General features: G+C 50.3%; 27 protein-coding genes. 20 read left to right on the forward strand and 7 right to left on the reverse strand.

From position 1 onward, the window contains the following. Positions 1-97: 97 nt before the first annotated feature. Positions 98-460, reverse strand: a complete 363-nt coding sequence (crcB, locus tag HMPREF2907_RS05720; protein ID WP_070681044.1) for a fluoride efflux transporter CrcB — start codon at positions 458-460, stop codon at positions 98-100. Positions 461-674: 214 nt separating this feature from the next. Here crcB and HMPREF2907_RS05725 point away from each other — a divergent pair, with 214 nt between their 5' ends. Together HMPREF2907_RS05725 and hpnC are read left to right on the forward strand one after the other, a co-directional pair. Then, positions 675-1,238, forward strand: a complete 564-nt coding sequence (locus HMPREF2907_RS05725) for an RBBP9/YdeN family alpha/beta hydrolase (protein ID WP_070681049.1) — start codon at positions 675-677, stop codon at positions 1,236-1,238. A gap of 105 nt (positions 1,239-1,343) precedes the next feature. Continuing rightward, the gene (gene hpnC / locus HMPREF2907_RS05730) at positions 1,344-2,159 is read left to right on the forward strand and encodes a squalene synthase HpnC (RefSeq protein WP_070681052.1); all 816 of its coding nucleotides are present in this window, start codon (positions 1,344-1,346) and stop codon (positions 2,157-2,159) included. 324 nt (positions 2,160-2,483) lie between these two features. Here the strand turns inward: hpnC and HMPREF2907_RS05735 are convergent, their stop codons facing one another. After that, positions 2,484-3,893 carry a tetratricopeptide repeat protein gene (locus HMPREF2907_RS05735; protein ID WP_070681055.1) on the reverse strand — a complete coding sequence of 470 codons (1,410 nt, stop codon included), beginning with the start codon at positions 3,891-3,893 and terminating at the stop codon, positions 2,484-2,486. 227 nt (positions 3,894-4,120) lie between these two features. On the opposite strand from HMPREF2907_RS05735, the gene HMPREF2907_RS05740 reads away from it, so the two are divergent. The 5 genes from HMPREF2907_RS05740 to HMPREF2907_RS05760 all read left to right on the forward strand — a co-directional run bounded on the left by HMPREF2907_RS05740 (position 4,121) and on the right by HMPREF2907_RS05760 (position 6,079). After that, positions 4,121-4,552, forward strand: a complete 432-nt coding sequence (locus HMPREF2907_RS05740; protein WP_003742453.1) for a type II toxin-antitoxin system RatA family toxin — start codon at positions 4,121-4,123, stop codon at positions 4,550-4,552. Next, positions 4,545-4,820 carry an RnfH family protein gene (locus tag HMPREF2907_RS05745; protein ID WP_049227709.1) on the forward strand — a complete coding sequence of 92 codons (276 nt, stop codon included), beginning with the start codon at positions 4,545-4,547 and terminating at the stop codon, positions 4,818-4,820. Before HMPREF2907_RS05740 ends, HMPREF2907_RS05745 begins: the two co-directional genes overlap by 8 nt. A 66-nt stretch (positions 4,821-4,886) precedes the next feature. Beyond that, entirely contained in the window at positions 4,887-5,465 is a 579-nt protein-coding gene (gene pth / locus HMPREF2907_RS05750) for an aminoacyl-tRNA hydrolase (RefSeq protein WP_070681058.1), read from the forward strand. Positions 5,466-5,492: 27 nt separating this feature from the next. Next, positions 5,493-5,699, forward strand: coding sequence for a hypothetical protein (locus HMPREF2907_RS05755; RefSeq protein WP_060974479.1), 207 nt, complete (start codon positions 5,493-5,495; stop codon positions 5,697-5,699). Then, the gene (locus HMPREF2907_RS05760) at positions 5,696-6,079 is read left to right on the forward strand and encodes a VanZ family protein (RefSeq protein ID WP_045072234.1); all 384 of its coding nucleotides are present in this window, start codon (positions 5,696-5,698) and stop codon (positions 6,077-6,079) included. Before HMPREF2907_RS05755 ends, HMPREF2907_RS05760 begins: the two co-directional genes overlap by 4 nt. 89 nt (positions 6,080-6,168) lie before the next feature. Here HMPREF2907_RS05760 and HMPREF2907_RS05765 read toward each other — a convergent pair whose 3' ends face one another. Both HMPREF2907_RS05765 and lon read right to left on the reverse strand, forming a co-directional pair. Then, on the reverse strand, positions 6,169-6,438 hold the full coding sequence (locus HMPREF2907_RS05765; RefSeq protein ID WP_003677477.1) for an HU family DNA-binding protein: 270 nt from the start codon (positions 6,436-6,438) through the stop codon (positions 6,169-6,171). A 184-nt stretch (positions 6,439-6,622) separates the two neighbouring features. Next, positions 6,623-9,085 carry an endopeptidase La gene (lon, locus tag HMPREF2907_RS05770; RefSeq protein WP_070681061.1) on the reverse strand — a complete coding sequence of 821 codons (2,463 nt, stop codon included), beginning with the start codon at positions 9,083-9,085 and terminating at the stop codon, positions 6,623-6,625. Between the two features lie 200 nt (positions 9,086-9,285). On the opposite strand from lon, the gene HMPREF2907_RS05775 reads away from it, so the two are divergent. From HMPREF2907_RS05775 to lipA, 3 genes are read left to right on the forward strand one after another with little or no spacing between them, the layout of a single operon-like run. Beyond that, the gene (locus HMPREF2907_RS05775; RefSeq protein WP_070681065.1) at positions 9,286-9,552 is read left to right on the forward strand and encodes an HP0495 family protein; all 267 of its coding nucleotides are present in this window, start codon (positions 9,286-9,288) and stop codon (positions 9,550-9,552) included. A gap of 1 nt (position 9,553) precedes the next feature. Then, positions 9,554-10,171, forward strand: coding sequence for a lipoyl(octanoyl) transferase LipB (gene lipB / locus HMPREF2907_RS05780; protein ID WP_070681068.1), 618 nt, complete (start codon positions 9,554-9,556; stop codon positions 10,169-10,171). Further along, positions 10,171-11,157, forward strand: coding sequence for a lipoyl synthase (gene lipA / locus HMPREF2907_RS05785; protein ID WP_003778467.1), 987 nt, complete (start codon positions 10,171-10,173; stop codon positions 11,155-11,157). The genes lipB and lipA overlap by 1 nt, the downstream gene beginning before the upstream one ends. 158 nt (positions 11,158-11,315) lie before the next feature. On the opposite strand, the gene typA is transcribed toward lipA, so the two are convergent. Further along, on the reverse strand, positions 11,316-13,127 hold the full coding sequence (gene typA / locus HMPREF2907_RS05790; protein WP_070681072.1) for a translational GTPase TypA: 1,812 nt from the start codon (positions 13,125-13,127) through the stop codon (positions 11,316-11,318). A 495-nt stretch (positions 13,128-13,622) separates the two neighbouring features. Here typA and bfr (HMPREF2907_RS05795) point away from each other — a divergent pair, with 495 nt between their 5' ends. The 5 genes from bfr (HMPREF2907_RS05795) (at position 13,623) to recA (ending at position 19,672) form a co-directional block, all read left to right on the forward strand. Further along, positions 13,623-14,087: a bacterioferritin gene (gene bfr, locus HMPREF2907_RS05795; RefSeq protein WP_070681075.1), complete on the forward strand. Its 465-nt coding sequence runs from the start codon at positions 13,623-13,625 to the stop codon at positions 14,085-14,087. 22 nt (positions 14,088-14,109) lie between these two features. Further along, positions 14,110-14,583 (forward strand): bacterioferritin, encoded by a 474-nt coding sequence (bfr, locus tag HMPREF2907_RS05800; RefSeq protein WP_003755415.1) that lies wholly within the window; start codon positions 14,110-14,112, stop codon positions 14,581-14,583. A 417-nt stretch (positions 14,584-15,000) separates the two neighbouring features. Further along, positions 15,001-17,286 carry a formate C-acetyltransferase gene (pflB, locus tag HMPREF2907_RS05805; protein ID WP_070681078.1) on the forward strand — a complete coding sequence of 762 codons (2,286 nt, stop codon included), beginning with the start codon at positions 15,001-15,003 and terminating at the stop codon, positions 17,284-17,286. A gap of 292 nt (positions 17,287-17,578) precedes the next feature. Then, positions 17,579-18,391, forward strand: a complete 813-nt coding sequence (gene pflA, locus HMPREF2907_RS05810; RefSeq protein ID WP_070635655.1) for a pyruvate formate lyase 1-activating protein — start codon at positions 17,579-17,581, stop codon at positions 18,389-18,391. Positions 18,392-18,625: 234 nt separating this feature from the next. After that, positions 18,626-19,672, forward strand: a complete 1,047-nt coding sequence (recA, locus tag HMPREF2907_RS05815; RefSeq protein WP_009173410.1) for a recombinase RecA — start codon at positions 18,626-18,628, stop codon at positions 19,670-19,672. Between the two features lie 333 nt (positions 19,673-20,005). Here the strand turns inward: recA and HMPREF2907_RS05820 are convergent, their stop codons facing one another. Further along, a complete protein-coding gene (locus HMPREF2907_RS05820; protein WP_070681080.1) occupies positions 20,006-21,046 on the reverse strand; it encodes a Gfo/Idh/MocA family oxidoreductase in 1,041 nt (346 codons plus the stop codon). 118 nt (positions 21,047-21,164) lie between these two features. Here HMPREF2907_RS05820 and rbfA point away from each other — a divergent pair, with 118 nt between their 5' ends. The 3 genes from rbfA (at position 21,165) to truB (ending at position 22,945) form a co-directional block, all read left to right on the forward strand. After that, positions 21,165-21,536, forward strand: coding sequence for a 30S ribosome-binding factor RbfA (gene rbfA / locus HMPREF2907_RS05825; protein ID WP_003685554.1), 372 nt, complete (start codon positions 21,165-21,167; stop codon positions 21,534-21,536). Between the two features lie 82 nt (positions 21,537-21,618). Beyond that, positions 21,619-22,029, forward strand: a complete 411-nt coding sequence (locus tag HMPREF2907_RS05830) for a hypothetical protein (RefSeq protein ID WP_070654389.1) — start codon at positions 21,619-21,621, stop codon at positions 22,027-22,029. Position 22,030: 1 nt separating this feature from the next. Beyond that, on the forward strand, positions 22,031-22,945 hold the full coding sequence (gene truB / locus HMPREF2907_RS05835; protein ID WP_070681084.1) for a tRNA pseudouridine(55) synthase TruB: 915 nt from the start codon (positions 22,031-22,033) through the stop codon (positions 22,943-22,945). A gap of 180 nt (positions 22,946-23,125) precedes the next feature. On the opposite strand, the gene HMPREF2907_RS05840 is transcribed toward truB, so the two are convergent. Further along, positions 23,126-24,469: a polynucleotide adenylyltransferase PcnB gene (locus HMPREF2907_RS05840; RefSeq protein WP_039406953.1), complete on the reverse strand. Its 1,344-nt coding sequence runs from the start codon at positions 24,467-24,469 to the stop codon at positions 23,126-23,128. Between the two features lie 148 nt (positions 24,470-24,617). Between HMPREF2907_RS05840 and HMPREF2907_RS05845 the strand changes: the two genes are divergently transcribed. Then, a complete protein-coding gene (locus HMPREF2907_RS05845) occupies positions 24,618-25,013 on the forward strand; it encodes a hypothetical protein (RefSeq protein ID WP_070681087.1) in 396 nt (131 codons plus the stop codon). Between the two features lie 73 nt (positions 25,014-25,086). Further along, positions 25,087-26,061, forward strand: a complete 975-nt coding sequence (locus tag HMPREF2907_RS05850; RefSeq protein ID WP_049225390.1) for a class 1 fructose-bisphosphatase — start codon at positions 25,087-25,089, stop codon at positions 26,059-26,061. The last annotated feature ends 46 nt before the right edge of the window (positions 26,062-26,107 follow it).

A 26,107-nucleotide genomic window follows, 5' to 3' on the forward strand; every position in this document is an offset into this window, starting at 1 on the left:
ATGAGTGTCCAAGATTTGGGGGCCAGTTCAGTTTTCAGACGACCTTTTTGTCGGTAAGCAGTAAAGCAACGCTAGCACAACCTCGAATAGTTTTGCCTCATTTCAAACAATGGGCCAACCAAATGCCCGCTGCCGTCAATATAAACGAACCGCCGATATGGAGGAATACGGATAATGCAGCAGCCATCCACCGCCCATCCTGTATCATAGCCACCGTCTCAAGGGAAAAAGAGGACAATGTGGTCAGACTGCCTAAGAAACCGGTAATCAACAGCAAACGCCATTGAGGATCTGCGACCCATTCGGCACAAAATCCGATAAGCAAAGCCCCTATCCAGTTTGCAGCCAGCGTCCCCCAGCCCAAAATCGGCGCAGCGGGAAGCAGCAGACCAAGTATCCAACGCAATACCGCGCCGACAACCGCCCCTAGGGCAACCGGAAAAATATTTAAGAAGTTCATAATCAAATTAAAAACAAACTGAAATTACCGTACGCAAGGTCGTCTGAAAATAAAAATACCGATGTCTCCAAGCTTTTACAGACATACTTGCTTAGATTGAATCCAAAGTTCAAATAGTTCTTACCAAAGGTAACGATAAAACTGAAATAAACAGTGAGTGTTATAATAAATGAATCGACACACCCGACAGGTCGTCTGAAAAGGAGTAATCGACATGCACCGACGCGTCTTTATCGTACACGGTTTTGAAGGCAATCCGCACGGCAACTGGTTTGACTGGCTCTCGGCACAAGTCCGCGCCGCAGGCTTCCAAGCCGACGCGCTGGCGATGCCCAATCCCGAACGGCCGACCGTTTCTTCTTGGCAGTTCGCCCTCGACCAACACATCGGCAAACCCGACGAAAATACTTTCTTAGTCGGGCACAGCCTAGGCTGCATCACCCTTCTGCACTTCCTCAGCCGTCAGCAGCCCGAAAAAATCGGCGGCTTAGTACTGGCGGCGGGATTCGCCGACCCCCTGCCCCCGCTGCCCGTCCTTGATGCCTACATCAAAGGGGCCGCGCCCGAATTCGACATCCTGCGCAAAATCCAAATGCCTAAACACTGCATTGTCTCCGACAACGACACCCACGTTCCGCCCGAATTGACCTTGAGTATGGCGGAAAAACTCAAAAGCCCCGTTACCCACATCGCCAAAGGCGGACACCTGATGGCATCCGACGGCTTCACAGAACTGCCGCAAGCTTGGGAAGTATTGAAACCGATGCTTACGGGCTAGAATATCAGCCGTCAAGCACTTCAAATTTCACATTACAGGGCATCTGCCCGCCAAAAAAACGAATCGACATTCTATCACCAGCAACACCTGAATCCCGAATCCATCATGTCCGTCAACCATTACGAAAATTTCCCCGTCGGCTCGCTCGTCATGCCGCGCCGCCTGCGCAAGCCTACCCATGCCGTTTACGCTTTTGCGCGCACTGCGGACGACCTCGCCGATGAAGGCAATGCCGAAGCCGATGAACGCTTGCACGCTTTGGACGAACTCAAATCCGAACTTGACCGCATACAATGCGGCGAAACGCCGCTGACCCCGCTAATGCAACGTTTGCAACGTGAAGCTATCGCGCCTTTCAAGCTGCCGCTGCAGCCGTTTTACGATCTTTTGTCCGCATTCAGTCAAGATGTTGTCAAAACCCGTTATCAGGATTTTGGCGACCTGATCGATTACTGCCGCCGTTCCGCCAATCCGGTCGGGCGCATTATGCTGCACCTGTACGGACAAACCGACGAAGTCAGCATCGCCCAAAGCGACGGCATCTGTACCGCGTTGCAACTCATCAACTTTTGGCAGGACGTTGCCGTCGATTGGCAGAAAGGCCGTGTTTATATCCCGCAGGACGACTTGCAAAAATTTAACGTTAGCGAAGCGCAAATCGCCGAAGGTAAAGCAGATTTTGCGTTTCAAAGACTGATGGCGTATGAATGCAACCGCGCGTTCCAAATGCTCAAAGGCGGTTCGCCCTTGGGTAAAACGCTGAAAGGCCGTTTGGGATTTGAATTGCGGATGATTATTGTCGGCGGACAACTGATTTTGCAGAAACTGGACGGCTGCAAATACGATATGTTTACACAACGCCCTATTTTGGATAAAAAAGATTGGCTGATTATTTTGAAACGGGCATTCTTGAAGAAATAAACCGGCCGGCGCAAAAGGTCGCCTGAAAACTCAGCTTCAAGGCTGTTTTCAGACGACCTCATCACAGCCCTCTCATCAAATGTATCTTGAAAAATAGTTACCTTATCCTCGTTTGTAGTGAGAATACATCGCCAACCTAATCAATAATTTCAAATCGTAAAAATCATTCTCTTTGAACTTGGAAAGGCAACGGGCAACGCCCTACCGGTCAAATCTGCCATAAACTCATCAACTCGGAACATACATAAATCAAACGTCGTCTGAAAGCCTGACGGTTTTCAGACGACGTTTGATTTATGATCAACTGAAATGCCGGCATTCGGCTTAAGCCGCCGCCTGCCGCCATTGTGCCAAAAGCTGCTTCAATACCTCAGGCTGATCGTGTCCGTTGCGGATAGCAGCCTCCAACCATTTACACGCTTCATCTGCATCATGCGCTATGCCCGTTCCGTTAAAATAAAGGCAGGCAAGATTGTATTGCGCCATTGCATCATGGTTTAGTGCCGCTTTTTCGAACCATTCTGCCGCCTTGGCATAATTCTGTTCCGTACCGTGTCCGTTGTAATACATCATGCCCAAATTGGTCTGCGCCTTCCCATGACCCAATAAAGCCGAACGTTCATACAGCCTCAACGCTTCCGAATGATCGGGATGGCGGTTCAAACCATAATGCGCGGCAAACGCCTGCTGATAAAGTTGCTCTGCTTCCTGCTTCTTCAAAGCTTTTTCTTTTGCTTCAGCATATTCCTCAGACTTATTGCCCAAGGCAATATCGGCAAGTAGTTTCTGATGTGCCTGCATATTTCCTTTATCCGCTGCCTGACGGTAATAGCGCCGTGCCTTGATAGGATCGGGAAGCACACCCAGACCATAACGGTAAATATCGCCCAAAATCCTTAAGGCTTCGGAATGCTGCTGTGCAGCCGCTTTTTCCGCATACGCATGAGCCTTGCCGGTATTGCGTTCCACCCATTTTCCCAATAGGTAAATTTCTGCCAATCTTACCTGTGCGTCGCTGCTGCCTCCTCTTGCCGCAGCCTTCAAACGGTGTATGGCCTCTATCGGATCAGTTTCCAGCAGTAAATCCGCCAACATGGTTTGTGCGGCAGCAATCCCGCTATCAGCTGCATGGCGCAGATGAACGACGGCAAGCTGCTTGTTCGGTTCGGTTCCCTGTCCCAATTTATATTGCAATCCAAGCTGCCAATGTGCTGCAGGAAAATCTTGCTCCGCAGCTTGTCGGTAAAACAAATGTGCCTGAGCAAAATCGGGAGGCGAGGCATATTGATGGTGTTGCGCTAAAAAGTATAATGCCTGCGGATGATGCTGAGCGGCAGCCATGTACGCCCATTGCAACGCCTCTTCATGCCGCCCACCGTCATGCAAACTCCGCATCAGCTTAAGCTGGGCATGGATGATACCTTCTTCAGCCAGCTCCTTGTAAGCTGCCATCAATGTATTGAAAGGCATGCCTTGTGATTCTTGAATCTGGAGCAGATTGTATCGAGCATAAGGATGCCCGCTTCCCGCCGCCTGCTGCATCAGTCTGATACCTGCCTGCCTATCCGCCGAAATCCCTAAGCCCTGCAACAGACAGCCTGCAAGTTGAAATGCGGATTCCGCATGCCCGGCTTGCGCAGCCTGACGCAACAAAGGAACGGCTGCTTCAAAATCAGGAGGTGTCCTAGCCAAATGTGAAATTGCTTCCCTGTAAAATGTGTCAGCGGTATTCATTTTTATAATCCGATTTATCTAAAATGCGCCGGATAATTAATTTTTCTTGTTTTATGCTATACAAACCAACCGGCGGCCAAGTCGCGCAAGTTTATCAGAATTTTGCCCCCTTGTTTATTCTATTATAATAATTCTTTTATTCTCAAATATATAATACGGTAAAGTGTCGTCTGAAAAAGACGGTAAACTCGTTTATAATACGATTTTTCTTTCAGGCCGTTTTAACCATGAAAAAGGTTGAAAAAAACGTATTGGTGCTGCACAGCGCAAAACAGATGTTCGACTTGGTCGATAAAGTTGAGGACTATCCAAACTTTCTCCCATGGTACAGTAAAACCGAAGTCATAGAGCGCAAAGATAAGGAACTCAAAGCACGGCTGTTCATGGACTATATGGGTGTGCGTCAATCTTTTGCGACACACAACCACAACATTCCCGGCTCGGAAATCCGTATGGACTTGCTAGAAGGCCCTTTCAAAACCTTGCGCGGTACATGGAAGTTTATCGATTTGGGCGGTGATATGTGTAAAATCGAATTTCGTTTGGAATATGATTTTTCCAATATGCTGCTTTCTACCGTCATTTCCCCCGTATTCAACCACCTTTCCGGTACGCTGGTCGATGCATTCGTCAAAGAGGCAGACAGACGCTATGCTTGAAATCGAAATTGTTTACGGAACGGCTGAAAAACAGATATTGCGCTCAATCCGTATTGAGCAAGGAGCAACCGCAAGGACGGCTGTACTTCAAAGCGGCTTGGATAAAGATTTTCCTGAATTGGATTTGAATGCAGCCCCTTTGGGTATTTTTGGAAAAAGAGTCAAAGACGACGTTTTGTTGCGTGACCGAGACCGTATCGAGATATACCGCCCTTTACTGATTGACCCGAAAGAAGCAAGACGCAAACGGGTCGGTAAAACCCAATAAAATGCTTGAAAAGGTCGTCTGAAAACCGGTTGCTGTTTTCAGACGACCTCTCTTTGAGGAAACACAATGTCAAATAAAATCAAAATGATTGTAGGACTGGGAAATCCCGGTTCGGAATACGAACAAACGCGCCACAATGCCGGATTCTGGTTTATCGACGAATTGGCATGGCAATATAAAGCTACTTTAAAAGAAGAAAAAAAATTCTTCGGCTTAGTAGCCCGCATCAGCATATCCGGCTCAGACTTATGGCTTTTAAAACCTTCAACATTTATGAACCGCTCCGGTCAGGCAGTAGCCGCGCTGGCGCAATTCTACAAAATCAAGCCTGAAGAAATCCTGGTCGTCCATGACGAACTGGATATACCGTGCGGCAGGATAAAATTTAAATTGGGTGGGGGAAACGGCGGTCATAACGGCTTAAAAGACATTCAGGCACGCTTGGGAACGCCTGATTTTTACCGCCTGCGCTTGGGTATCGATCATCCGGGAGACCGAAATCTGGTTGTCGGCTATGTCCTGAATAAACCCAGCCCGGAACACAGGCAGCAAATTGATGAAGCCATCAATAAATCATTAAAAGCCGTTCCCATGCTGTTAGCCGGAGAATGGGAAGAAGCCGTACGTTTTTTACACAGCAAATAAATTTCAGACGACCTTTGGGAGCAAACAATGAATGAGCTTCTAGAATTAATTCAAACAGAATCTGTCGGAACGGTAGAAGAAACACTGGACTTTTTCTTATACGAATGCAGCTTGGACGAAGCACCGACCATTGAAGAAGTCAAACTATGGCGTGATGAACTGGACAAACGGGGGGATAAATTTATCCGTTTGTCCGCCATCTGCCAAAAATGGCTGGATGAGGAAACACAATGAAACTGCCTTTGAATAAGTTTACCTTGTTAGCAGCAGCTTGGTTTGCAGCAAGTATTTACGCATTACTTTTCAAAGAGTCCGGCAATGCGCCCCCTCCCTTTCCCAATTTCGACAAGGTTGCCCATTTCATTACGTTCTTTGCACAAACATGGTTAATAGCCAAAATCTTTTTAGCCGAGCAAAAACACGTGCCTTATAAAAAACTATTGATATTCGCCTTATTGTTTGCCTTCTTTAGCGAATGGGCTCAAGCAACGTTTACAACGACAAGGGAAGGCTCACTTGGAGACGGAATAGCGGATATGCTTGGCACAATGGCTGCCTTATGGTTTGCCAAAAAGGTAGAGACTGCAAAATTACAGAATCAAAAGCCTATCTGATGCCATATTCGAATACTGAAAACTTCTTAGGCAGTCTATAAAATAAAAAACCGATTCCCCATATGGAATCGGTTTTTTACAAGGGAAAATTACAGGGCATCTTTCAATGCTTTACCGGCACGGAATTTAGGAGTTTTAGCAGCAGCAATGGTCAGAGGCTCGCCGGTTTTAGGGTTGCGGCCTTGACGTTCTGCGCGTTCGCCAACGTAGAAAGTACCGAAACCGACCAGAGTTACGGTGTCGCCTTTTTTCAGAGCGTTGGTTACAGCATTGGTAGTGGCATCCAGAGCTTTTTGGGCGGCAGCTTTAGAAATGCCGGCTTCTTGAGCAATTGCTTCGATCAATTCAGACTTATTCACAATCAGTCCCTTCCTATCGTTGAAAATAATGAAATGCCCGAATACTCGGGGCTTCGTACTTTTGAGTACCTTTGCGCTTTATAGCAATTCTGAAAATACCGTGTCAAGCAAAAAATGCGGAATTGCCCTATTTTACAGGCTTTCAAGGCAAACCCGCATCTTTTGCAACACATTTTTTACAAAATCAGTGTTTGGTCGCTTTCGCCCTTGACTTAGGCTTGGCGGCTTCAACCTGTGCCTCTTCGGTACTTAAAGGCGCAACCCAAGGTGTCGGCTGGCTTTCCAATCCCAAAGCGAGGACTTCGTCTATCCATTTGACCGGATGGATGGTCAGGCCGGTTTTCACGTTTTCAGGGATTTCTTCCAAGTCTTTGACGTTGTCTTTCGGAATCAGGACATGTTTGATGCCGCCGCGCAAGGCAGCCAACAGTTTTTCCTTCAAACCGCCGATTGGCAAAACTTCGCCGCGCAGGGTGATTTCGCCCGTCATCGCCACATCGGCGCGCACCGGAATTTTGGTAAAGGCAGACACCATCGCCAAGGTCATGGCGATACCTGCGCTCGGACCGTCTTTCGGCGTTGCGCCTTCTGGAACGTGAACATGGATGTCTTTTTTCTCGTAAAAATCAGGAGCCAAACCCACTGATTCTGCACGGGAACGGACAACAGACCATGCTGCGGAGACAGATTCCTTCATCACATCGCCCAGCTGGCCGGTACACTGGATCACGCCCTTGCCAGGCAACGCCACGGCTTCGACAGTCAGCAATTCGCCGCCGACTTCCGTCCACGCCAAACCGGTAACCTGTCCGATACGGTTTTCACTTTCGGCAACGCCGTAATCGAAGCGGCGCACGCCCAAGTAGTCATGCAGGTTTTTCTCATTGACTTTAATCGCTTTAGGCTTGGCTTTGCTGGTTTTCTTGGTTTCAGACGACCTCTTCTTGTCTTCGTTCAAAGTAATCTGCATCACCACCTTGCGGCAGATTTTGGCAATCTCGCGATCAAGCGAACGTACGCCGGCTTCACGGGTGTAATAACGGATAATATCGCGCACTGCGTTTTCCTCGACCACCAATTCGCCTTCTTTCACGCCGTTGCGTTTCATTTGTTTCGGCACGAGATACTGCATGGCGATATTGATTTTCTCGTCTTCGGTATAGCCGGACAAACGGATGATTTCCATGCGGTCGAGCAATGGAGTAGGAATGTTCAAACTATTAGATGTGGCGATAAACATCACATCGCTCAAGTCGTAATCCACTTCCGCATAATGATCGGCAAACTTGTTGTTTTGCTCAGGATCAAGCACCTCAAGCAATGCGCTGGCAGGATCGCCTCGGAAGTCGCTGCCCAATTTGTCGATTTCGTCGAGCAGGAACAGCGGATTCCTCACGCCCGCTTTAGCCATGTTTTGCAGGATTTTGCCGGGCATAGAGCCGATATAGGTGCGGCGGTGTCCGCGGATTTCGCTTTCGTCGCGCACGCCGCCCAAAGCCATGCGGACATATTGGCGACCTGTCGCTTTGGCGATGGATTCGCCCAAAGAGGTTTTACCCACCCCCGGAGGACCGACCAGACACAGAATCGGACCTTTGAGCTTATCCATACGTTTTTGGACGGCAAGGTATTCCAAAATCCGCTCTTTGACTTTTTCCAAGCCATAGTGGTCGGCGTTCAACACCAAATCGGCTTTGGCAATGTCTTTGCTGACACGGGATTTTTTCTTCCACGGAAGCTCAAGCAAAGTATCGATGTAGTTGCGTACCACGGTAGATTCCGCAGACATAGGCGGCATCATTTTGAGCTTTTTCAATTCAGACAGGCATTTTTCCTCAGCTTCTTTGGTCATGCCCGCTTCTTTGATTTTTGCTTCCAACGCATCCAGTTCGCCGCGTTCGTCTTCTTCGCCCAATTCTTTCTGAATCGCTTTCACTTGCTCGTTCAGATAATACTCGCGCTGGGATTTTTCCATCTGGCGTTTGACACGGCCGCGGATGCGTTTTTCAACTTGCATGATGTCCAGTTCGGATTCCAACTGTGCAAGCAGAAACTCCATACGGCCGATAATTCCGAAGGTTTCCAAAATCTGTTGGCGCTGCTCCAGTTTCAACTGCAAATGCGCCGCAATCGTGTCCACCAAACGGCTGTTATCATCGATACCGTTGATGGTATTGATGATTTCGGCAGGGATTTTTTTATTCAACTTGGCGTATTGGTCAAACTGGGTAAGCAGCGTGCGGCGAATGGCTTCAATATCGGAATTGTCCGCATCCGCATACTCGTTGACAGCTTCGACATGGGACAGGAACAACCCGCCGCTCTCTTCAATGGTCAATACTCTGCCGCGCCGGATACCTTCGACCAACACTTTCACCGTGCCGTCAGGCAGCTTCAACACCTGCAAAACCTGCGCGACCGTACCCGTACGGTGCAAATCGGACGCCGTCGGATCTTCGGTGTTCGGGTCGATTTGCGCCAGCAAAAACACCGGATCGTCATTCGCCATTGCCGCTTCCAATGCCGCAATGGATTTCGGGCGGCCTACAAACAGCGGCAACACCATGTGCGGATAAACGACGACATCACGTAAAGGCAGGGTTGCCAATGCGCTGTATTCCTCAAAATGTTTTTCTTTTGTCGGCATATTGTTCTCTACTTGGTAATAAATTCGGAATGTGGCTTAAATTGGGATAGAAAAGCGTATTTCAAGACTTGAAAAAGCCGATGAACGCTTCTATTTTTATCGGCAACTTTTTGCGATAAAATACACGCCGTTCGAGGTCGTCTGAAAGGCTGAAAACTTTTCAGACGACCTCTCGACATACAGCACATCAGGAGTCAGCCATGACCAACCAAACCTCACTCATCGAATTCCCCTGCCAATTCCCCATCAAAGTCATGGGCAACGCGCATCCCGAATTTGAAAAAAATATCTTGGAAACCGTCCGCCAACACGCGCCCGATACCGAACCCCACCACATCACCACCCGCCAGAGCAGCAAGGGCAACTATACCGGCGCAACCGTCAAAGTAAACGTCGAAAGCAAAGAGCAACTGGACAAAATCTACCGCGCCCTGACCGATCACGAAATGGTAAAAGTAGTGTACTGATATGAAAATCGTGCATAAAGGCATGGCCGAGTACCAACCGACTTTCGAAGCCATGAAAGCGTTCAATGCAGCCCGCGACGAACATACCGAAGACGAATTATGGGTGGTCGAGCATCCGCCCGTCTTCACGCAAGGCTTGGCGGGAAAACCCGAACACCTCCTGATCCGCGACGACATACCCGTCGTCCAAATCGACCGGGGCGGACAAATCACTTATCACGGTCCCGGCCAGTTGGTCATTTACACCATGATCAACTTCAAACGCCGCAAAACCAGCGTCCGCAACATCGTTTCCGCGCTTGAAAACAGCATCATCGCCACGCTGGCGGAATACGGAATCGAAGCGGCGGCAGACCCGAAACGCCCCGGCGTTTATGTCGGTGAGCGCAAAATCGCCTCACTCGGTTTGCGCATCAAAGACGGTTCCGTTTATCACGGTCTGGCATTAAACGTAAACATGGACTTAAGCCCGTTTACCCACATCAATCCCTGCGGCTATGCCGGCATGGAAATGACGCAAATCGCGGATTTTGTCCAACCCTGTCCCACCTTGGACGAGGTTGCACAAAAACTGACCGCACACCTCGAGACACAACTCACACCGAAAGCGAACAATTAATGAGCGAAATCAAAGTTGACGATCCCAAACGCGGCGTCAAACTCAAAGGCGCGGACAAAACCGCCCGCATCCCCATCAAAGTCGTCCCCCTTCAGGAAAAACTGAAAAAGCCCGAATGGATACGCGCCAAACTGCCGTCACGCAAATTCTTTGAAATCAAAGATATTTTGCGCGAACAAAAAATGCACACCGTTTGCGAAGAAGCCTCCTGCCCGAATATCGGCGAATGTTTCAGCAAAGGCACAGCGACCTTCATGATTATGGGCGACATTTGTACCCGACGTTGCCCGTTCTGCGACGTGGGACACGGCCGCCCGAATATGCTTGACCCCGACGAACCGAAACACCTCGCAGAATCCGTCAAAGCCATGAACCTGCGTTACGTCGTCATCACCTCCGTTGACCGCGACGACCTGCGCGACGGCGGCGCACAGCATTTCGCCGACTGCATCAAAGCCATCCGCGAAACCAGTCCGAACACCAAAATCGAAATCCTCGTTCCCGACTTCCGCGGCCGCTTGGACATCGCTCTGAAAATCCTTGCCGAAACCCCGCCCGACGTGATGAACCACAACTTGGAAACCCATCCGAGCCTGTACAAAAAAGCCCGTCCGGGTGCCAACTATCAGCACTCCCTCGACCTGCTGCGCCGCTACAAAGAAATGATGCCGCACATCCCTACCAAATCCGGCATCATGGTCGGCTTGGGCGAAACAGACGAAGACGTGCGCGAAATCATGCGCGATATGCGGGCGCACAATATCGAGATGATTACCATCGGCCAGTACCTCCAACCTTCAGACGGACACCTGCCCGTCTTACGCTATGTTACGCCCGACCAGTTCAAAATCTTTGAAAAAGAAGCGTACGAACTAGGCTTCACCAACGCCGCCATCGGCGCCATGGTCCGCTCAAGCTACCATGCCGACGAGCAGGCTGCCGAAGCATTACGCGAAAGTCATGGTGGCGGTTGCGGTCATCATTGATAAATGGAAAAGACGTAAGTAATTTTAGTATTGCTTACACTGTTCGCTTTTTTGCATGACTGTTTTAAAAAGCTCTAACAACTTAATCATTTTCTGTAAAAAAGGTCGTCTGAAAATTTCAGACGACCTTTTTTCATTTCATCAACATCCTGGTGGAATCAATCCAGCTTTTTAAAATGGCGGCGACGTTCCAGCTCGCTCAGATAACGCTTGCGCAGGCGGATGGACTGCGGCGTGATTTCCACCAGCTCGTCATCGTCGATAAACTCGACCGCACCTTCCAGCGTCAGCTTGATCGGCGTGGTCAGGCGCACGGCTTCGTCGGTGCCGCTGGCGCGGATGTTGGTAAGTTTTTTGCCTTTGAGCGGGTTGACCACCAAATCGTTGTCGCGGCTGTGGATACCGATAATCATGCCTTCGTAGATTTTGTCGTTGGGCGACACAAACATACGGCCGCGGTCTTCCAGATTCCATAAGGCATAAGCGACGGCTTCGCCTTGCTCTTGGGAAACCAGTACGCCGTTGTGGCGGCCGGGCATATCGGGTTTCACTGGCGCGTAGTCGTCGAATACGTGGCTCATCAGGCCGACACCGCGCGTCAGGGTCATGAATTCGCCTTGGAAACCGATCAAACCGCGCGCGGGAATATGGTATTCGAGGCGGGTACGGCCGTTGCCGTCGCTTTCCATATTGGTCAGTTCGCCACGGCGGCGGCCGAGTTCTTCCATTACCGCGCCTTGGTTGTCGTCGGGCACGTCCACAGTCAGGTTTTCATAAGGTTCGCATTTTTGACCGTCGATGTCGCGGTACACGACGCGCGGCTTGCCGACTGCCAGTTCAAAGCCTTCGCGGCGCATGTTTTCCAGCAAAATGGTCAAGTGCAGCTCGCCGCGTCCGGATACGCGGAACACGTCGGCATCGGCAGTATCTTCCACGCGCAGGGCGACGTTGGTCAGCAATTCTTTTTGCAGGCGGTCGCGGATTTGGCGGCTGGTTACGAATTTGCCTTCGGTACCCGCCAGCGGGCTGGTGTTTACCATAAAGTCCATGGTCAGCGTCGGTTCGTCCACGCTCAACATCGGCAAGCCTTTGGGGTTGTCTTTGTCGGTGATGGTTACGCCGATACCGATGTCTTCGATACCGGAAATAATCACGATGTCGCCGGCTTCGGCTTCTTCAAGCGGTACGCGCTCCAAACCTTTGAAACCCAAAAGTTGGTTGATGCGGCCTTGGGCGATTTGCTGATCGTGGTTCATCACGGCAACGACTTGACCGGGTTTGATACGTCCGTTCAGGATGCGGCCGATCCCGAGACGGCCGGTGTAGTTGTCGTAGTCGAGTTGGGAAATTTGCAGTTGCAGCGTTTCGTCCGCGCTGCCGCTCGGTGCGGGCGTGTGTTTTAAGATGGTGTCGAACAGCGGACGCATGTCGTTGCTCTCGTCGGTTTCTTCCAGTTTGGCGAAACCGGACAGGCCGGAAGCGTAGACAATCGGGAAGTCCAACTGTTCGTCGGTTGCGCCCAAGTTGTCGAAGAGTTCGAAAGTTTGGTCGATGACCCAGCTCGGGCGGGCGGACGGTTTGTCGATTTTATTGATGACGACGATCGGTTTCAGTCCCAAAGCCAAGGCTTTTTTGGTAACGAAACGGGTTTGCGGCATCGGACCTTCCTGCGCGTCCACCAACAATACGACGCAGTCCACCATACCCAAAACGCGCTCCACCTCGCCGCCGAAGTCGGCGTGTCCCGGAGTGTCGACGATGTTGATGTGGTAGCCTTCGTAATCGATGGCGGTATTTTTGGCGAGGATGGTAATGCCGCGTTCTTTTTCAAGGTCGTTGCTGTCCATCACGCGTTCGTCAACCTGCTGGTTGGCGCGGAATGTACCGGATTGGCGCAGCAGTTGGTCAACTAATGTGGTTTTGCCGTGGTCGACGTGGGCGATGATGGCAATGTTGCGAATTTGTTTCATGGTGATATGTATTTCAAATGATTTTTATCAAAAAGTAACTCGCGATTATATCACGGTTCATCTTATCGGACGGAGGGGGAGTAGATTAAATTTGAATTGGTACGGCGTTTGTCCTGGTTCAACCGTCATTCACTATATGTGTACTGCGGCACAGTTTGACGATATAGTGGATTAACTTTAAAAGCATTTGAGAATAATTAATAATAAAATTTGATTGGATTTTATAATTTATTTGCTTTTATTTATGGTTAAAGAGTGTAAATGTTTTTGAATGTTGAAATGGATTCTTAATACCAATGGCAACAAATATCTATATAAAACAAGATATTGAATTTTCAGACGACCTTTTAAGGCTTCTGTTTCTTTTGATAATTGTTTGTATTTTAAATAGAAAATTTGTCAAGCGTCAGGCTTTTTCATACAATTCAGCCATCAAGAAACAACACGCAATGTTTTTTACAGACACTTTACAATTTCAAAGAAAGAGAAAGAATTATGCAAGGCAATCAAGCTGTTATCGATTATATGAACGAACTGTTGTCCGGCGAGCTGGCTGCACGCGATCAATACTTCATCCACTCACGCCTGTACTCCGAATGGGGCTACAACAAACTGTTCGAACGTCTGAATCATGAGATGGAAGAAGAAACCACTCACGCCGAAGACTTCATCCGCCGTATCCTGATGCTGGGCGGTACGCCTAAAATGACCCGTGCCGAACTGAACATCGGTACCGACGTGATTTCCTGCCTGAAAGTGGATTTGAACACCGAGTACGAAGTACGCGATGCATTGAAAAAAGGCATCAAACTGTGCGAAGAAGCACAAGACTACGTTACCCGTGATTTGATGATTGCCCAGTTGAAAGACACTGAGGAAGATCACGCCCACTGGCTGGAACAACAACTGCGTCTGATCGAACTCGTCGGCGAAGGCAACTACTACCAAAGCCAACTGTAATTAAGCGTATAAGGAGCTGAAAATGAAAGGCGATCGCTTAGTTATCCGCGAATTGAATAAAAACTTGGGCTTGCTTTTGGTTACCATCAACCAATATTTCCTGCATGCCCGCATTTTGAAAAACTGGGGCTTTGAAGAATTGGGCGAACATTTCTTCAAACAGTCCATCCGCGAAATGAAATCCGCAGACGATTTAATCGAGCGTATTTTGTTCTTGGAGGGTCTGCCTAACCTGCAAGAATTGGGCAAACTGCTGATTGGCGAATCAACTGAGGAAATCCTGTCCTGCGATTTGACGAAAGAACAGGAAAAACACGATGCCCTCATCGCTGCCATCGCCATCGCGGAGCAACAGCAAGACTACGTCAGCCGTGATTTGTTGGAAAAACAAAAAGACATCAACGAAGAACACATCGACTGGCTCGAAACCCAGCAGGAGCTGATCGGCAAAGTCGGTTTGCCGAACTACCTGCAAACAGCGGCGCAAGAGGACTAAAACACAAACCACTGCCAAATATAGCAGTCCCTGCACCCATAAACGGCATATCTTTTCGGATATGCCGTTTTTCTTTTCATCAAGCTCGTCTGAAAAACAGTATTTCAGTTTTTCAGACGACTTACCTTCTTCTAAAGAATATGTAACCCCATGAAACCCCAACCCCATACAAAAGCCCTGAAAACCGGACAAGTTTTCAGGGCTTAATTTTATATTCTACACTTGTTTACACGCTAAGGGCTTGAAAAATAAAATGTAGTTTTAAGTAATAACTGTTCTCATTGATGTAAGTCAAAAAAATATCGGGTAAACGTTCACATCTCCGCCAATCGTTACACTTCATAGAGCTAAAGTGCTATTCTGCAAAGGTAAATTTCTTCTACCTATAAATTCTATCTGACAAATTAGGAGCTTGATATGTCAACCGATGTACAGCAACGCCCTGCCGCTTGGGAAGGTTTTGTCGGCGGTAATTGGGAAACCAATGTCGACGTGCGCGATTTTATTCAGAAAAACTATACGCCTTATGAAGGCGATGCGTCTTTCCTCGCGCCAGCGACCGAGGCGACGACCAAACTGTGGGCGGAAGTGATGGAAGGCATCAAAGTCGAAAACCGCACGCACGAACCCTACAAAATCGACGCGCAAGTCGTGTCCGGCATTACCAGCCATGCGCCGGGTTATATCAATAAAGATTTGGAAACCATCGTCGGCCTGCAAACAGACGAGCCTCTGAAACGCTCGATCATGCCGTTCGGCGGTTTGAAAATGGTACAAGACGCGTGCAAAGTGTACAACGTCGAGTTGAACCCCGAAGTCAGTGAAATCTTTACCAAATACCGCAAAACCCACAACCAAGGTGTGTTTGACGTTTATACGCCCGACATCCGCCGTTGCCGCAAATCCGGTGTGATCACCGGTTTGCCGGATGCTTACGGTCGTGGTCGCATCATCGGCGACTACCGCCGCGTGGCATTGTACGGTATCGACTTATTGATGAAAGACAAACTCAACCAGTTCAACTCGCTGCAAGCCGATTTGGAAAACGGCGTGGATTTGGAAGAAGTTATCCGCCGCCGCGAAGAAATCAACGAACAATACAAAGCCTTGGGTCAAATGAAAGAAATGGCGGCCTCTTACGGCTACGACATTTCCGGCCCTGCGAAAAATGCGCAAGAAGCCATCCAATGGACTTACTTCGGCTACCTTGCCGCCGTTAAATCGCAAAACGGCGCCGCCATGTCGTTCGGCCGCGTGTCTTCGTTCTTGGATATCTACATCGAGCGCGACCTGAAAAACGGCGTAATTACCGAAACCCAAGCGCAAGAATTTATCGACCATTTGGTGATGAAACTGCGTATGGTCCGTTTCCTGCGTACGCCCGAATACGACCAACTCTTCTCCGGCGACCCGATTTGGGCAACCGAATCCATCGGCGGTATGGGTTTGGACGGCCGCACGCTGGTAACCCGCACCAACTTCCGCGTGCTGCACACCCTGTACAACATGGGTCCGTCTCCCGAACCGAATATCACCGTGTTGTGGTCCGAACAACTGCCGCAAGGCTTTAAAGAGTTTTGCGCCAAAGTGTCCATCGACACCTCGTCCATCCAATATGAAAACGACGATTTGATGCGTCCGGATTTCAACAGCGACGACTACGCCATTGCCTGCTGCGTCAGCCCGATGGTGGTCGGCAAACAAATGCAGTTCTTCGGCGCACGCGCCAACTTGGCGAAAACCCTGCTGTACGCAATCAACGGCGGCGTGGACGAAAAATCCAAAGACCAGGTCGGCCCGAAAACCGAACCGATTATGGACGAAGTTTTGGACTACGACACTGTCTTTGCACGCATGGACAAATTCATGGATTGGCTGGCAACCCAATACGTTACCGCGTTGAACATCATCCATTACATGCATGACAAATACAGCTACGAAGCCGCGTTGATGGCGCTGCACGACCGCGACGTGAAACGCACTATGGCTTGCGGTATCGCCGGTTTGTCTGTGGCCGCCGACTCACTGTCCGCCATCAAATACGCCAAAGTCAAACCGATTCGTGATGAAAACGGTATTGCCGTCGACTTTGAAATCGAAGGCGAATATCCGCAGTTCGGTAACAACGACGACCGCGTGGACGATATTGCCTGCGATTTGGTGGAACGCTTCATGAAAAAAGTGGCGACCCACAAAACTTACCGCAACGCAACGCCGACCCAGTCCGTGTTGACCATTACCTCCAACGTCGTATACGGCAAAAAAACCGGCAATACGCCGGACGGCCGCCGCGCAGGCGCACCGTTCGGTCCGGGCGCCAACCCGATGCACGGCCGTGATGTCAACGGCGCCGTCGCTTCGCTGACTTCCGTGGCCAAACTGCCGTTCGAGTTTGCCAAAGACGGTATTTCCTACACCTTCTCCATCGTGCCGGGTGCATTGGGTAAAGACGAAAATTCCCGCGAACGCAACCTCGCAGGCCTGATGGACGGTTACTTCCACCACGAAGAAGGAGAAGTGGAAGGCGGCCAACACCTGAACGTCAACGTATTGACCCGCGAAACGCTGGAAGACGCGATGAACAATCCGGACAAATATCCGCAACTGACCATCCGCGTGTCCGGTTACGCCGTACGCTTCAACTCGCTGACCCGCGAACAGCAGCTTGACGTGATTACCCGCACCTTTACACAAACCATGTAAAGCAAAGGGTTTACAGTAAACCAAGCCGGGGGACGGATTATCCGGAACCCGGCTTGGTTTTGCCTGAAGCAATGGTTTGATAATATCAAAATCCAGTGGATTAACTTTAAATCAAGACGACCGAAGGCGGTACAATAGAGTTATCATTAAAACCCATTTACCTATTTAAAAACAGCCCATAAACTTCCCACAACAGGGAACGCAATGCCCGCATATTAATCCAATAAGAAGAACCCTCTGCAACACAAAAACAAGTTTTCAGACGACCCCAATATCCGGTACATCAGACACCATGCAGACATCCATCGCCATCAACCCCGAAACGCCCGCCCCCGCCAAAGACCTCGGACACCGCCATTACAACGGCAAAGGCATCGTCCATTCCGTAGAATCCTGCGGCGCAGTGGACGGTCCCGGGTTGCGCTACGTCCTCTTCCTGCAAGGCTGCCTCATGCGCTGCCTCTACTGCCACAACCGCGACACATGGGACTTGCACACCGAACAGGCCCAAGAAATGACCGTGCCCGAAGTCATGAAGCAAGTCATGTCCTACCGACACTACCTGCGCGCCACAGGTGGCGGCGTTACCGCCACAGGCGGCGAACCGCTTCTGCAATACGAATTCGTACGCGACTGGTTCACCGCCTGCCGCGAACACGACATCCACACCTGCCTCGACAGCAACGGCTACGCCCTGCATTACGATTCCATCCTTGACGACCTGCTCGACCACACCAACCTCGTCATGCTCGATTTAAAACAAATCGACCCCGAAATCCACAAAGTCCTCGTCGGCATCCCCAATACCAAAACCCTCAAATTCGCCCACTACCTCGCCGAACGCAAACAGCCCGCCCGCGTCCGCTACGTCGTCGTGCCGGGCTATACCGATGACGACCGTTCCGCCCACCTGCTCGGCGAATTCATCGCAGACATGGACAACGTCGAAATGGTCGAACTCCTTCCTTATCACGAACTGGGCGCGCACAAATGGGCATTGTGCGGCGACACCTACAAACTCACCGGCGTACATCCGCCTCCCAAAGAAACCATCCTCAAAATCAAATCGATTTTGGAAAGCTACGGCAAAAACATTATCTATTGAGTTCAAATCCAAAAAGGTCGTCTGAAAATGAAATATTCGCTTTCAGACGACCTTTCAGCACTCTTAATACATCCAAACATACAACTCATAAATCATATAATTCAGATAATTAACAACAATTTATCCAAAATATGAAATAAAACCGAAATAAAACTATACTTTTTCTTAATTTATGCGATAATAGCTAAACAAATTCTTAGCTACTTTGATAACATCCCTTACGAGAACAGCACCATGTCAGACGAAAAAAGCAAAGCCCTAGCCGCCGCCCTTGCCCAAATTGAAAAAAACTTCGGCAAAGGCTCCATCATGAAAATGGACGGCAGCCAGCAAGAAGAAAACCTTGACGTCATCTCCACCGGCTCGCTCGGCGTGGACTTGGCACTAGGCGTCGGCGGTCTGCCGCGAGGCCGTGTCGTGGAAATCTTCGGCCCCGAATCCTCCGGTAAAACCACGCTCTGTCTCGAAGCCATTGCCCAATGCCAGAAAAACGGCGGTATCTGCGCCTTTATTGACGCCGAACACGCCTTCGACCCGATTTACGCCCGCAAACTCGGCGTTAAAGTAGAAGAACTCTACCTCTCCCAACCCGACACCGGAGAACAGGCTTTGGAAATCTGCGACACGCTGGTACGTTCCGGCGGCGTGGACATGGTTGTCGTTGACTCCGTAGCGGCCCTCGTACCCAAAGCCGAAATCGAAGGCGAAATGGGCGACAGCCACGTTGGCCTGCAAGCCCGCCTGATGAGCCAAGCCTTGCGCAAACTGACCGGCCACATCAAACGCACCAACACACTGGTCGTCTTCATCAACCAAATCCGTATGAAAATCGGCGTGATGTTTGGCAGCCCCGAAACCACTACCGGCGGTAACGCCCTCAAATTCTACGCCTCCGTCCGTCTCGACATCCGCCGCACCGGACAAATCAAAAAAGGCGACGACGTTATCGGCAACGAAACCAAAGTCAAAGTCATCAAAAACAAAGTGGCGCCTCCGTTCCGCCAAGCCGAATTCGATATCCTGTACGGCGAAGGCGTAAGCTGGGAAGGCGAACTGATCGACCTTGGCGTCAAATACGACATCGTTGAAAAATCAGGCGCATGGTACAGCTACAACGGCGCCAAAATCGGACAAGGCAAAGACAATGTCCGCGTATGGTTGAAAGAAAACCCGGAAATCGCTAACGAAATCGACGCCAAAATCCGCGCTGCCGTGGGTATCAACGTTGATATTACCGAAGGCAAACTGGACGACACCGACGGCGAACGTCCGGAAGAATAAGCCTCTGCCTGTCTTTCAATAAAAAATATGAAAGGTCGTCTGAAAACGAATATAGCGGGTTTCGCTAAAAAGTTTTCAGACGACCTTTTCGCATTTGACAGAAAACATAGCCTTAAAAATGATAGAAATGCCTACATCGCCATTCCGATAAAGGTAGGCATCTGGAAATTAGGAATTACGGCAATTTTTAAATGTTACCGAAGAAATAGCCAAGGTCTGGCTTTCCACCATAGCTTGTCCTCGCACAGGCATAGGAGAAAATAGCAACTTCCAAGTTAATCTTCTGTATTTTAAAAATTTCAGAAATCCTGTTCCCTGTAACTTTTAATCTCCCTACACCTTCACCCGACACCCCGATTTCGCGCTTTCATATACTTTTTCCAGCAGCCCCAGCACATCCGCCACTTGGCGCGGTTGCACTGCTGCGGGAGATTTGCCTTGCAGCGCGTCATAAAGGTTTTCATAAAACGCCGCATAATTTCCGCTGACGCTTTCGATTTTTTTGCGGACGACCGCTCCGTCGATTTCCGTATGCAGAATGCCCCATTCGTCTTCCGGTTCACGATTCCACGCTCCAACGGGTTGCGCGCCGTCGATCAGCAGAGCTTCTTGGTTATCGGCATTTTGTTTGACGTATGAACCTCGTTTGCCGTGCAAAGTCATGAACGGCAAGGGTTCGCGGGCATATTTGCTCGCGGTCAGGGCGACTTTTTTGCCGTCGGCGTAATAGAGCGCGATATAGAAATTGTCGTCGCTGACTGCTCCTTCATGCTGATAGCGCACGTCGGCATAAAGCTCGTCGGGCATCCCGAAAACATCGACCGCCATATCCATGAGGTGCGAACCCAAATCGTACACCAGCCCTACGCCCGCCTCGCCGGTTTCCTTCCAGCGTTTTTTGTTCAATGCAGCCGCATAACGCTCGAAACGGAACTCCGCATCCACAATTTCGCCCAAGAGGTCGTCTGAAAGCAGTTTTTTGGCGGTCAGCGGTGCGCTGTCCCAACGGCGGTTTTGGTAAACAGTCAGCAATACGCCCTGCCGCTCGGCGAGTTCCGCCAGTTCCAAGGCTTGCGCCGCCGTGGCGCACAATGGTTTTTCCACCACCACATTTTTACCCGCACGCAAAGCCTGAGCGGCAAAATCGAAATGCGTCTGGTTCGGCGTGGTAACGACCACCAAATCCACATCATCGGTAAGCAACTCCTCAAACGAGCGCACGGTCTGCGCCTGCGGCAGGACTTCCTGCGCCCTATTGCCGCTGCGTTCAAACACACGCATGACTTCAAACCGCGAATCCGCACGCCAAAACGGCAGATGGAACACCTGCGCCGACATGCCGAACCCCGCCAATCCGATTTTGATTTTCTGCATAGCCAAACTCCTTTTCAGACGACCTCAAATTGCCGTATATCCGTTATAATACCGCACTTATTTCACACAGGCGGTCTGAAAACAAAGTTGAAACGGCCGCCGCCGTTTAAGGAAAACCATGAGAAAACCGCAACGCGGCTATGCCCGCCAAGACCGTGTCAAAGAACAAATCATGCGCGAACTGGCCGAGCTGGTCCGCACCGGCCTGAAAGACCCGCGCGCAGGCTTCATCACCATCAACGAAGTCGAAGTCACCCGCGATTACAGCCACGCCACCGTGTTCTACACCGTCCTCGACGACAGCACCCGCGACATCACCGAAGAAGCCTTGGAACACGCCAAAGGTCATTTGCGCAGCGAGCTGGCGAAACGCATCAAACTCTTCAAAACGCCGGAACTGCACTTCAAATACGACGAATCGCTCGAACGCGGCATGAGCATTTCCAGCCTCATCGACCAAGTGGCGGCGGAAAAGCCGGTGGAAGATTAAAAATAAAGCTCTTCTGAACACCCGGTATTAAAACCGAAGATCTGTTTCAGACGGCCTCCTTGCTCTGCTTTAGGATATATCCATGACCTTTCCCGAATTTCTATTGTTTTTAGTCTTTTTCTCCTATTGTGCCTGCTACGCTTTCAGTTTGCGCAAAGGGACAACTGTCTTTAATACCGCATCGGGCAACGAAATCCACATAGGTAAAAACGGGCATTACTCGGTTTGGCATGATGGAGACGGACAAATCCCCTTCCGCATCACCGACCTAAACGGGCGGGAAGCACCTCTCTCCAAACCGCTGTTTCATGCCAGTTTCCGCCGTACCGGCGGCCGCATCACGCTTTTAAAGCAAGGCCGTCTGAAAAAAGGCAGCTACACAGTAGAAACACCAAATCCGCACAGCCACATCATCCTCAGAAAAACAATATCGGAAACGCCGATCATCCTACTCGGCACTTACATCTTATCCCTTTCCTTCCTCCTTCACTGACATGACCGCCAAACCCGCCAAACGCCCCGTCAACGGCGTCCTTCTGCTCGACAAGCCCGAAGGACTTTCCAGCAACACCGCCCTGCAAAAAGCCCGCCGCCTCTACAACGCCGAAAAAGCGGGGCATACCGGCGTACTCGATCCTTTGGCGACCGGACTTTTGCCCGTCTGCTTCGGCGAAGCGACCAAGTTCGCCCAATACCTGCTGGATGCCGACAAAGCCTACACCGCCACGCTGAAACTCGGCGAAGCCAGCAGTACGGGCGATGCCGAAGGCGAAATCATCGCCACCGCCCGCGCCGATATTTCCTTAGCCGAATTTCAGACGGCATGCCAAGCCCTGACGGGCAACATCCGCCAAGTGCCGCCGATGTTTTCCGCCCTCAAACACGAAGGCAAACCGCTGTACGAATACGCCCGCAAAGGCATCGTCATCGAACGCAAACCACGCGACATCACCATTTACGCCATTGATATTACCGAGTTTGACGCGCCCAAAGCCCTCATTGACGTACGTTGCAGCAAAGGCACCTACATCCGCACCCTAAGCGAAGACATCGCCAAACACATCGGCACGTTCGCCCACCTGACCGCCCTGCGCCGCACCGAAACCGCCGGTTTCTCCATCCGCGAAAGCCACACGCTCGAAGCCTTGGCAGAATTAAACGAAACCGAACGCGACGCCCTGCTCCTGCCCTGCGACGTTTTAGTGCGGCACTTTCCCAAAATCGAACTGAACGACCGTGCCGTAACCATGCTCAAATGCGGCCAACGCCCGCAGTTTACCGAGGACATCTCCGCCAATCAGCCCATCCGCGTTTACGACAAGAGCGGAATATTTATCGGCTTGGTGGAATACCAAAAAGAAATCGGCCGCCTCAAAGCCCTGCGGCTGATGAACACGGCGAAAGACTGAATGGTTTGATAATTAAATTAAAATATAGGAAAGGTCGTCTGAAATACAGTTTTTCAGACGACCTTTCCAGTTGAATTTCTTAAAATATTGGCAGATTTGAAACAACCGTTCTAACCCCATGAAAAAAGTCGTCTGAAAACCTGTCATACCCGTTTTCAGACGACTTTTCGACTATTATCTCTATTGCCCTTGTTCCGTTTTCTTTTTGCGCGGACGGCGGCGGCGTTTCTTTTTCACACCTTCATTGCCCTGCGCACGAGCATGGTTTGTCGTCATTTCGTTGCGCAAACCCTCATCGGCATGCTGGAAACTGTTCCACCATTCGACCGTTTGGCGGTCAATCTCGCCCACTTCGCCGCGCAACACCAGAAAGTCGTAAGCAGCCCGGAAACGCTGCTGCGCGAGCAGGCGGTGCGGACGGGCGCCGCGCATCTGTTCGAATTGGGGTTGGAACTGCCAAATTTCCCGCATGGTCGCGGCAAAACGCTGCGGCACGCCCCAACCTTTTTCAACATCGCTCCGCAGGGATTCGATAGCGTCTGTCAGAGCAGGCGCAGGCTTTTGCCCCTGTGCCAGATTCCGTTGCCAGCGTCGGTTGACATCCGGCCACAATACGGCAGCCAAGACGAAGCCGACTGAAACCGATTTGTCCTGACGCAGCCGCTCGTCAGTGTTTTTCAGTGCAAGCGAAATAATGCGGTTTTCAGGCTTTTCCGCCGATTTTAACGCAGTCAAAAGCGGATGGATGTCGTCTGAAACACCCAAGCTGTTAAGTTTTTTCAAACATTCCCGCGCATGGCCGGAAAACAGCAGCTTCATGATTTCGTCAAACAGGCGGGCGACAGGTTCGTGTTTCAGATGACCAGCATACTCCGGAATCGGAGCGGCAGTGGATTCTTCCACCGAAAAGCCAAGTTTGCCCGACAAGCGTACGGCGCGCAGGATACGGACAGGATCTTCACGATACCGCTCCGCAGCATCGCCTATCATAACCAGGCTTCTGGCGGCTATATCGTTGACGCCGTTATGGAAATCCAAAATTTCTTCGCGTATCGGATCGTAATACAACGCATTGCAGGTAAAGTCTCGGCGCATCGCATCTTCTTCTATGCTGCCATAAGTGTTGTCTTTCATAATCCTGCCGTGCGCGTTTTGCTGCACCTTGCCGCCGCCGCGGAATGTCGTTACTTCTATGGTTTCCGGACCTGTCATGACATGGACGATTTGAAAACGTCTGCCGATGATGCGGCTGCGGCGAAAAATTTTTCTCACCTGCTCCGGCGTAGCATCGGTGGCGACATCGAAGTCTTTAGGCTCTACACCCAACAGCATATCCCTGACCGCCCCACCTACGATATAGGCTTTGAATCCTTCTTCTTGCAAACGTTTGACGGTTTTTTCCGCTGCAAAACTGATCATATCCGCGCTGATACGGTATTCTTCAGCGGGGATGATTTCTTTGCGAACCTCGGTTTGCCTGCTCTGTCTGCCGGACAAAACTTTGTTCAGCCATTTTTTCAACATATTCCTGATACTCTTTCTTGTTATCCTTCTGCCTGCAAACGGAAGCCACCGATGCGGGCGGGGCGTCATTATACCTTAAGTTGCGCTAACCTACGTCGTCTGAAGCCTTGCCGCCTCCGGCTGGCAGGCGCAGCAGTTTTAAATTACAATGAACCAAACTTATCCTTTCTGTCCGATGATGAAAAAAACCAACGTATTATCCTTATTCCTCGCCCTTGCTGCGACCGCCTGTTCAGACGGGTCTTCCGACAGTGTTACCGACAAATTCAAAAGCGAATTCCGCAAAGGTTTTGTCGAAGGCGCAACAGAGCAATGCGTCGCCAAAGTACCGAAAACAAGCCTGCTTTCGGAAGAAACCGTACTTCAAGTCTGCACCTGCACTGCCGAAAAGATGGCAGACCGCATTTCGGTGGAAGATATGTCTGCCATCCTGTCGGGCAATATCAGTGAAAACGTTAAAGAACAAATCAAACAGAGCACCACGGACTGTTTGAAAGAAACCGTCGGATTGGACGGCAAGCGCGCCGCTTCGGACAGCAAATAAGCCCCCCTTCTTCAAACCTCGTCTGAACCTTCTTCGGACGTTTTTCAAAATCATTCAAGAAATCGAGTTTGACATGACCACATTCGCGCAATTCCTTCCGGAACATTTACAGCAAAACGCCCTGCCCGAACAATTAGGCAGCGTATTGGAATCCGTCATCTCCGCCTGCAGCGAAATCAGCGGAAAAGTCCGCCTCGGCGCGCTTTCAGGCGTTTTGGGTATGGCAGGTACAGGCAACATCCAAGGTGAAGACCAAAAAAAACTCGACGTTATCGCCAACGATATTCTTATCCGTATCTTAAAAGACAATCCGTCTGTTGCCGGTTTGGCAAGCGAAGAGGAAGACACTTTTGTCGCCGCCCATCCTGACGGACGCTATTTGGTTTTGTTCGACCCGCTGGACGGCTCGTCCAACATTGATGTCAACATCTCCGTCGGCACGATTTTTTCCATTTTGGAGAAACCCGAAGGCGATTTGGAAACGGCGTCATTTTTGCAGAAAGGCCGAGACCAAGTTGCCGCAGGTTATGTTTTATACGGCCCGCAAACCCAACTGGTATTGACCGTCGGACACGGCGTTTCCGTCTTTACTTTGGATGAGGACGGCAATTTTGTGATGACCAAAGAAAATCCGCGCGTTCCCGAAACCACCAAAGAATTTGCCATCAATATGTCCAACCGCCGCCATTGGCTGCCGCCCGTCCAACGTTATATCGACGAATTGCTGGCAGGTGAAACCGACAGTCGCGGTAAAAACTACAATATGCGCTGGGTTGCCAGCATGGTTGCCGAAATCCACCGCATCCTGATGCGCGGCGGCGTGTTCATGTACCCTCAAGACAAACGCGATCTCTCCAAACCGGGCAAACTGCGCCTGATGTACGAAGCCAACCCGATGAGCCTGATTTTGGAACAGGCAGGCGGCGCAGCTTTCGACGGACAGACCGACATGCTGGATGTCAAGCCGGTCGGATTGCACCAACGCGTCGCCGTCTTCATGGGCAGCAAAGAAGAAGTGGACTATATCCGCAAACTTCATCAAGCCTGACAGGTGTAAAAATTAAATGTATAGTGGATTAAATTTAAATCAGGAC

The sequence above is a fragment of the Neisseria sp. HMSC055H02 genome (genome assembly GCF_001813335.1).
GTDB classification, from domain to species: domain Bacteria; phylum Pseudomonadota; class Gammaproteobacteria; order Burkholderiales; family Neisseriaceae; genus Neisseria; species Neisseria sicca_C.

Coding starts and splice junctions, on each gene's coding strand:
- pflB (WP_070681078.1), top strand. CDS start 15,001: ATGTCAACCGATGTACAGCAACGCCCTGCCGCTTGGGAAGGTTTTGTC.
- hpnC (WP_070681052.1), top strand. CDS start 1,344: ATGTCCGTCAACCATTACGAAAATTTCCCCGTCGGCTCGCTCGTCATG.
- HMPREF2907_RS05840 (WP_039406953.1), bottom strand. CDS start 24,469: ATGTTGAAAAAATGGCTGAACAAAGTTTTGTCCGGCAGACAGAGCAGG.
- rbfA (WP_003685554.1), top strand. CDS start 21,165: ATGAGAAAACCGCAACGCGGCTATGCCCGCCAAGACCGTGTCAAAGAA.
- HMPREF2907_RS05845 (WP_070681087.1), top strand. CDS start 24,618: ATGAACCAAACTTATCCTTTCTGTCCGATGATGAAAAAAACCAACGTA.
- truB (WP_070681084.1), top strand. CDS start 22,031: ATGACCGCCAAACCCGCCAAACGCCCCGTCAACGGCGTCCTTCTGCTC.
- pflA (WP_070635655.1), top strand. CDS start 17,579: ATGCAGACATCCATCGCCATCAACCCCGAAACGCCCGCCCCCGCCAAA.
- lipA (WP_003778467.1), top strand. CDS start 10,171: ATGAGCGAAATCAAAGTTGACGATCCCAAACGCGGCGTCAAACTCAAA.
- pth (WP_070681058.1), top strand. CDS start 4,887: ATGTCAAATAAAATCAAAATGATTGTAGGACTGGGAAATCCCGGTTCG.
- recA (WP_009173410.1), top strand. CDS start 18,626: ATGTCAGACGAAAAAAGCAAAGCCCTAGCCGCCGCCCTTGCCCAAATT.
- typA (WP_070681072.1), bottom strand. CDS start 13,127: ATGAAACAAATTCGCAACATTGCCATCATCGCCCACGTCGACCACGGC.
- HMPREF2907_RS05735 (WP_070681055.1), bottom strand. CDS start 3,893: ATGAATACCGCTGACACATTTTACAGGGAAGCAATTTCACATTTGGCT.
- bfr (WP_003755415.1), top strand. CDS start 14,110: ATGAAAGGCGATCGCTTAGTTATCCGCGAATTGAATAAAAACTTGGGC.
- lipB (WP_070681068.1), top strand. CDS start 9,554: ATGAAAATCGTGCATAAAGGCATGGCCGAGTACCAACCGACTTTCGAA.
- lon (WP_070681061.1), bottom strand. CDS start 9,085: ATGCCGACAAAAGAAAAACATTTTGAGGAATACAGCGCATTGGCAACC.
- HMPREF2907_RS05830 (WP_070654389.1), top strand. CDS start 21,619: ATGACCTTTCCCGAATTTCTATTGTTTTTAGTCTTTTTCTCCTATTGT.
- HMPREF2907_RS05820 (WP_070681080.1), bottom strand. CDS start 21,046: ATGCAGAAAATCAAAATCGGATTGGCGGGGTTCGGCATGTCGGCGCAG.
- HMPREF2907_RS05725 (WP_070681049.1), top strand. CDS start 675: ATGCACCGACGCGTCTTTATCGTACACGGTTTTGAAGGCAATCCGCAC.
- HMPREF2907_RS05775 (WP_070681065.1), top strand. CDS start 9,286: ATGACCAACCAAACCTCACTCATCGAATTCCCCTGCCAATTCCCCATC.
- HMPREF2907_RS05850 (WP_049225390.1), top strand. CDS start 25,087: ATGACCACATTCGCGCAATTCCTTCCGGAACATTTACAGCAAAACGCC.
- HMPREF2907_RS05760 (WP_045072234.1), top strand. CDS start 5,696: ATGAAACTGCCTTTGAATAAGTTTACCTTGTTAGCAGCAGCTTGGTTT.
- HMPREF2907_RS05745 (WP_049227709.1), top strand. CDS start 4,545: ATGCTTGAAATCGAAATTGTTTACGGAACGGCTGAAAAACAGATATTG.
- HMPREF2907_RS05755 (WP_060974479.1), top strand. CDS start 5,493: ATGAATGAGCTTCTAGAATTAATTCAAACAGAATCTGTCGGAACGGTA.
- bfr (WP_070681075.1), top strand. CDS start 13,623: ATGCAAGGCAATCAAGCTGTTATCGATTATATGAACGAACTGTTGTCC.
- crcB (WP_070681044.1), bottom strand. CDS start 460: ATGAACTTCTTAAATATTTTTCCGGTTGCCCTAGGGGCGGTTGTCGGC.
- HMPREF2907_RS05740 (WP_003742453.1), top strand. CDS start 4,121: ATGAAAAAGGTTGAAAAAAACGTATTGGTGCTGCACAGCGCAAAACAG.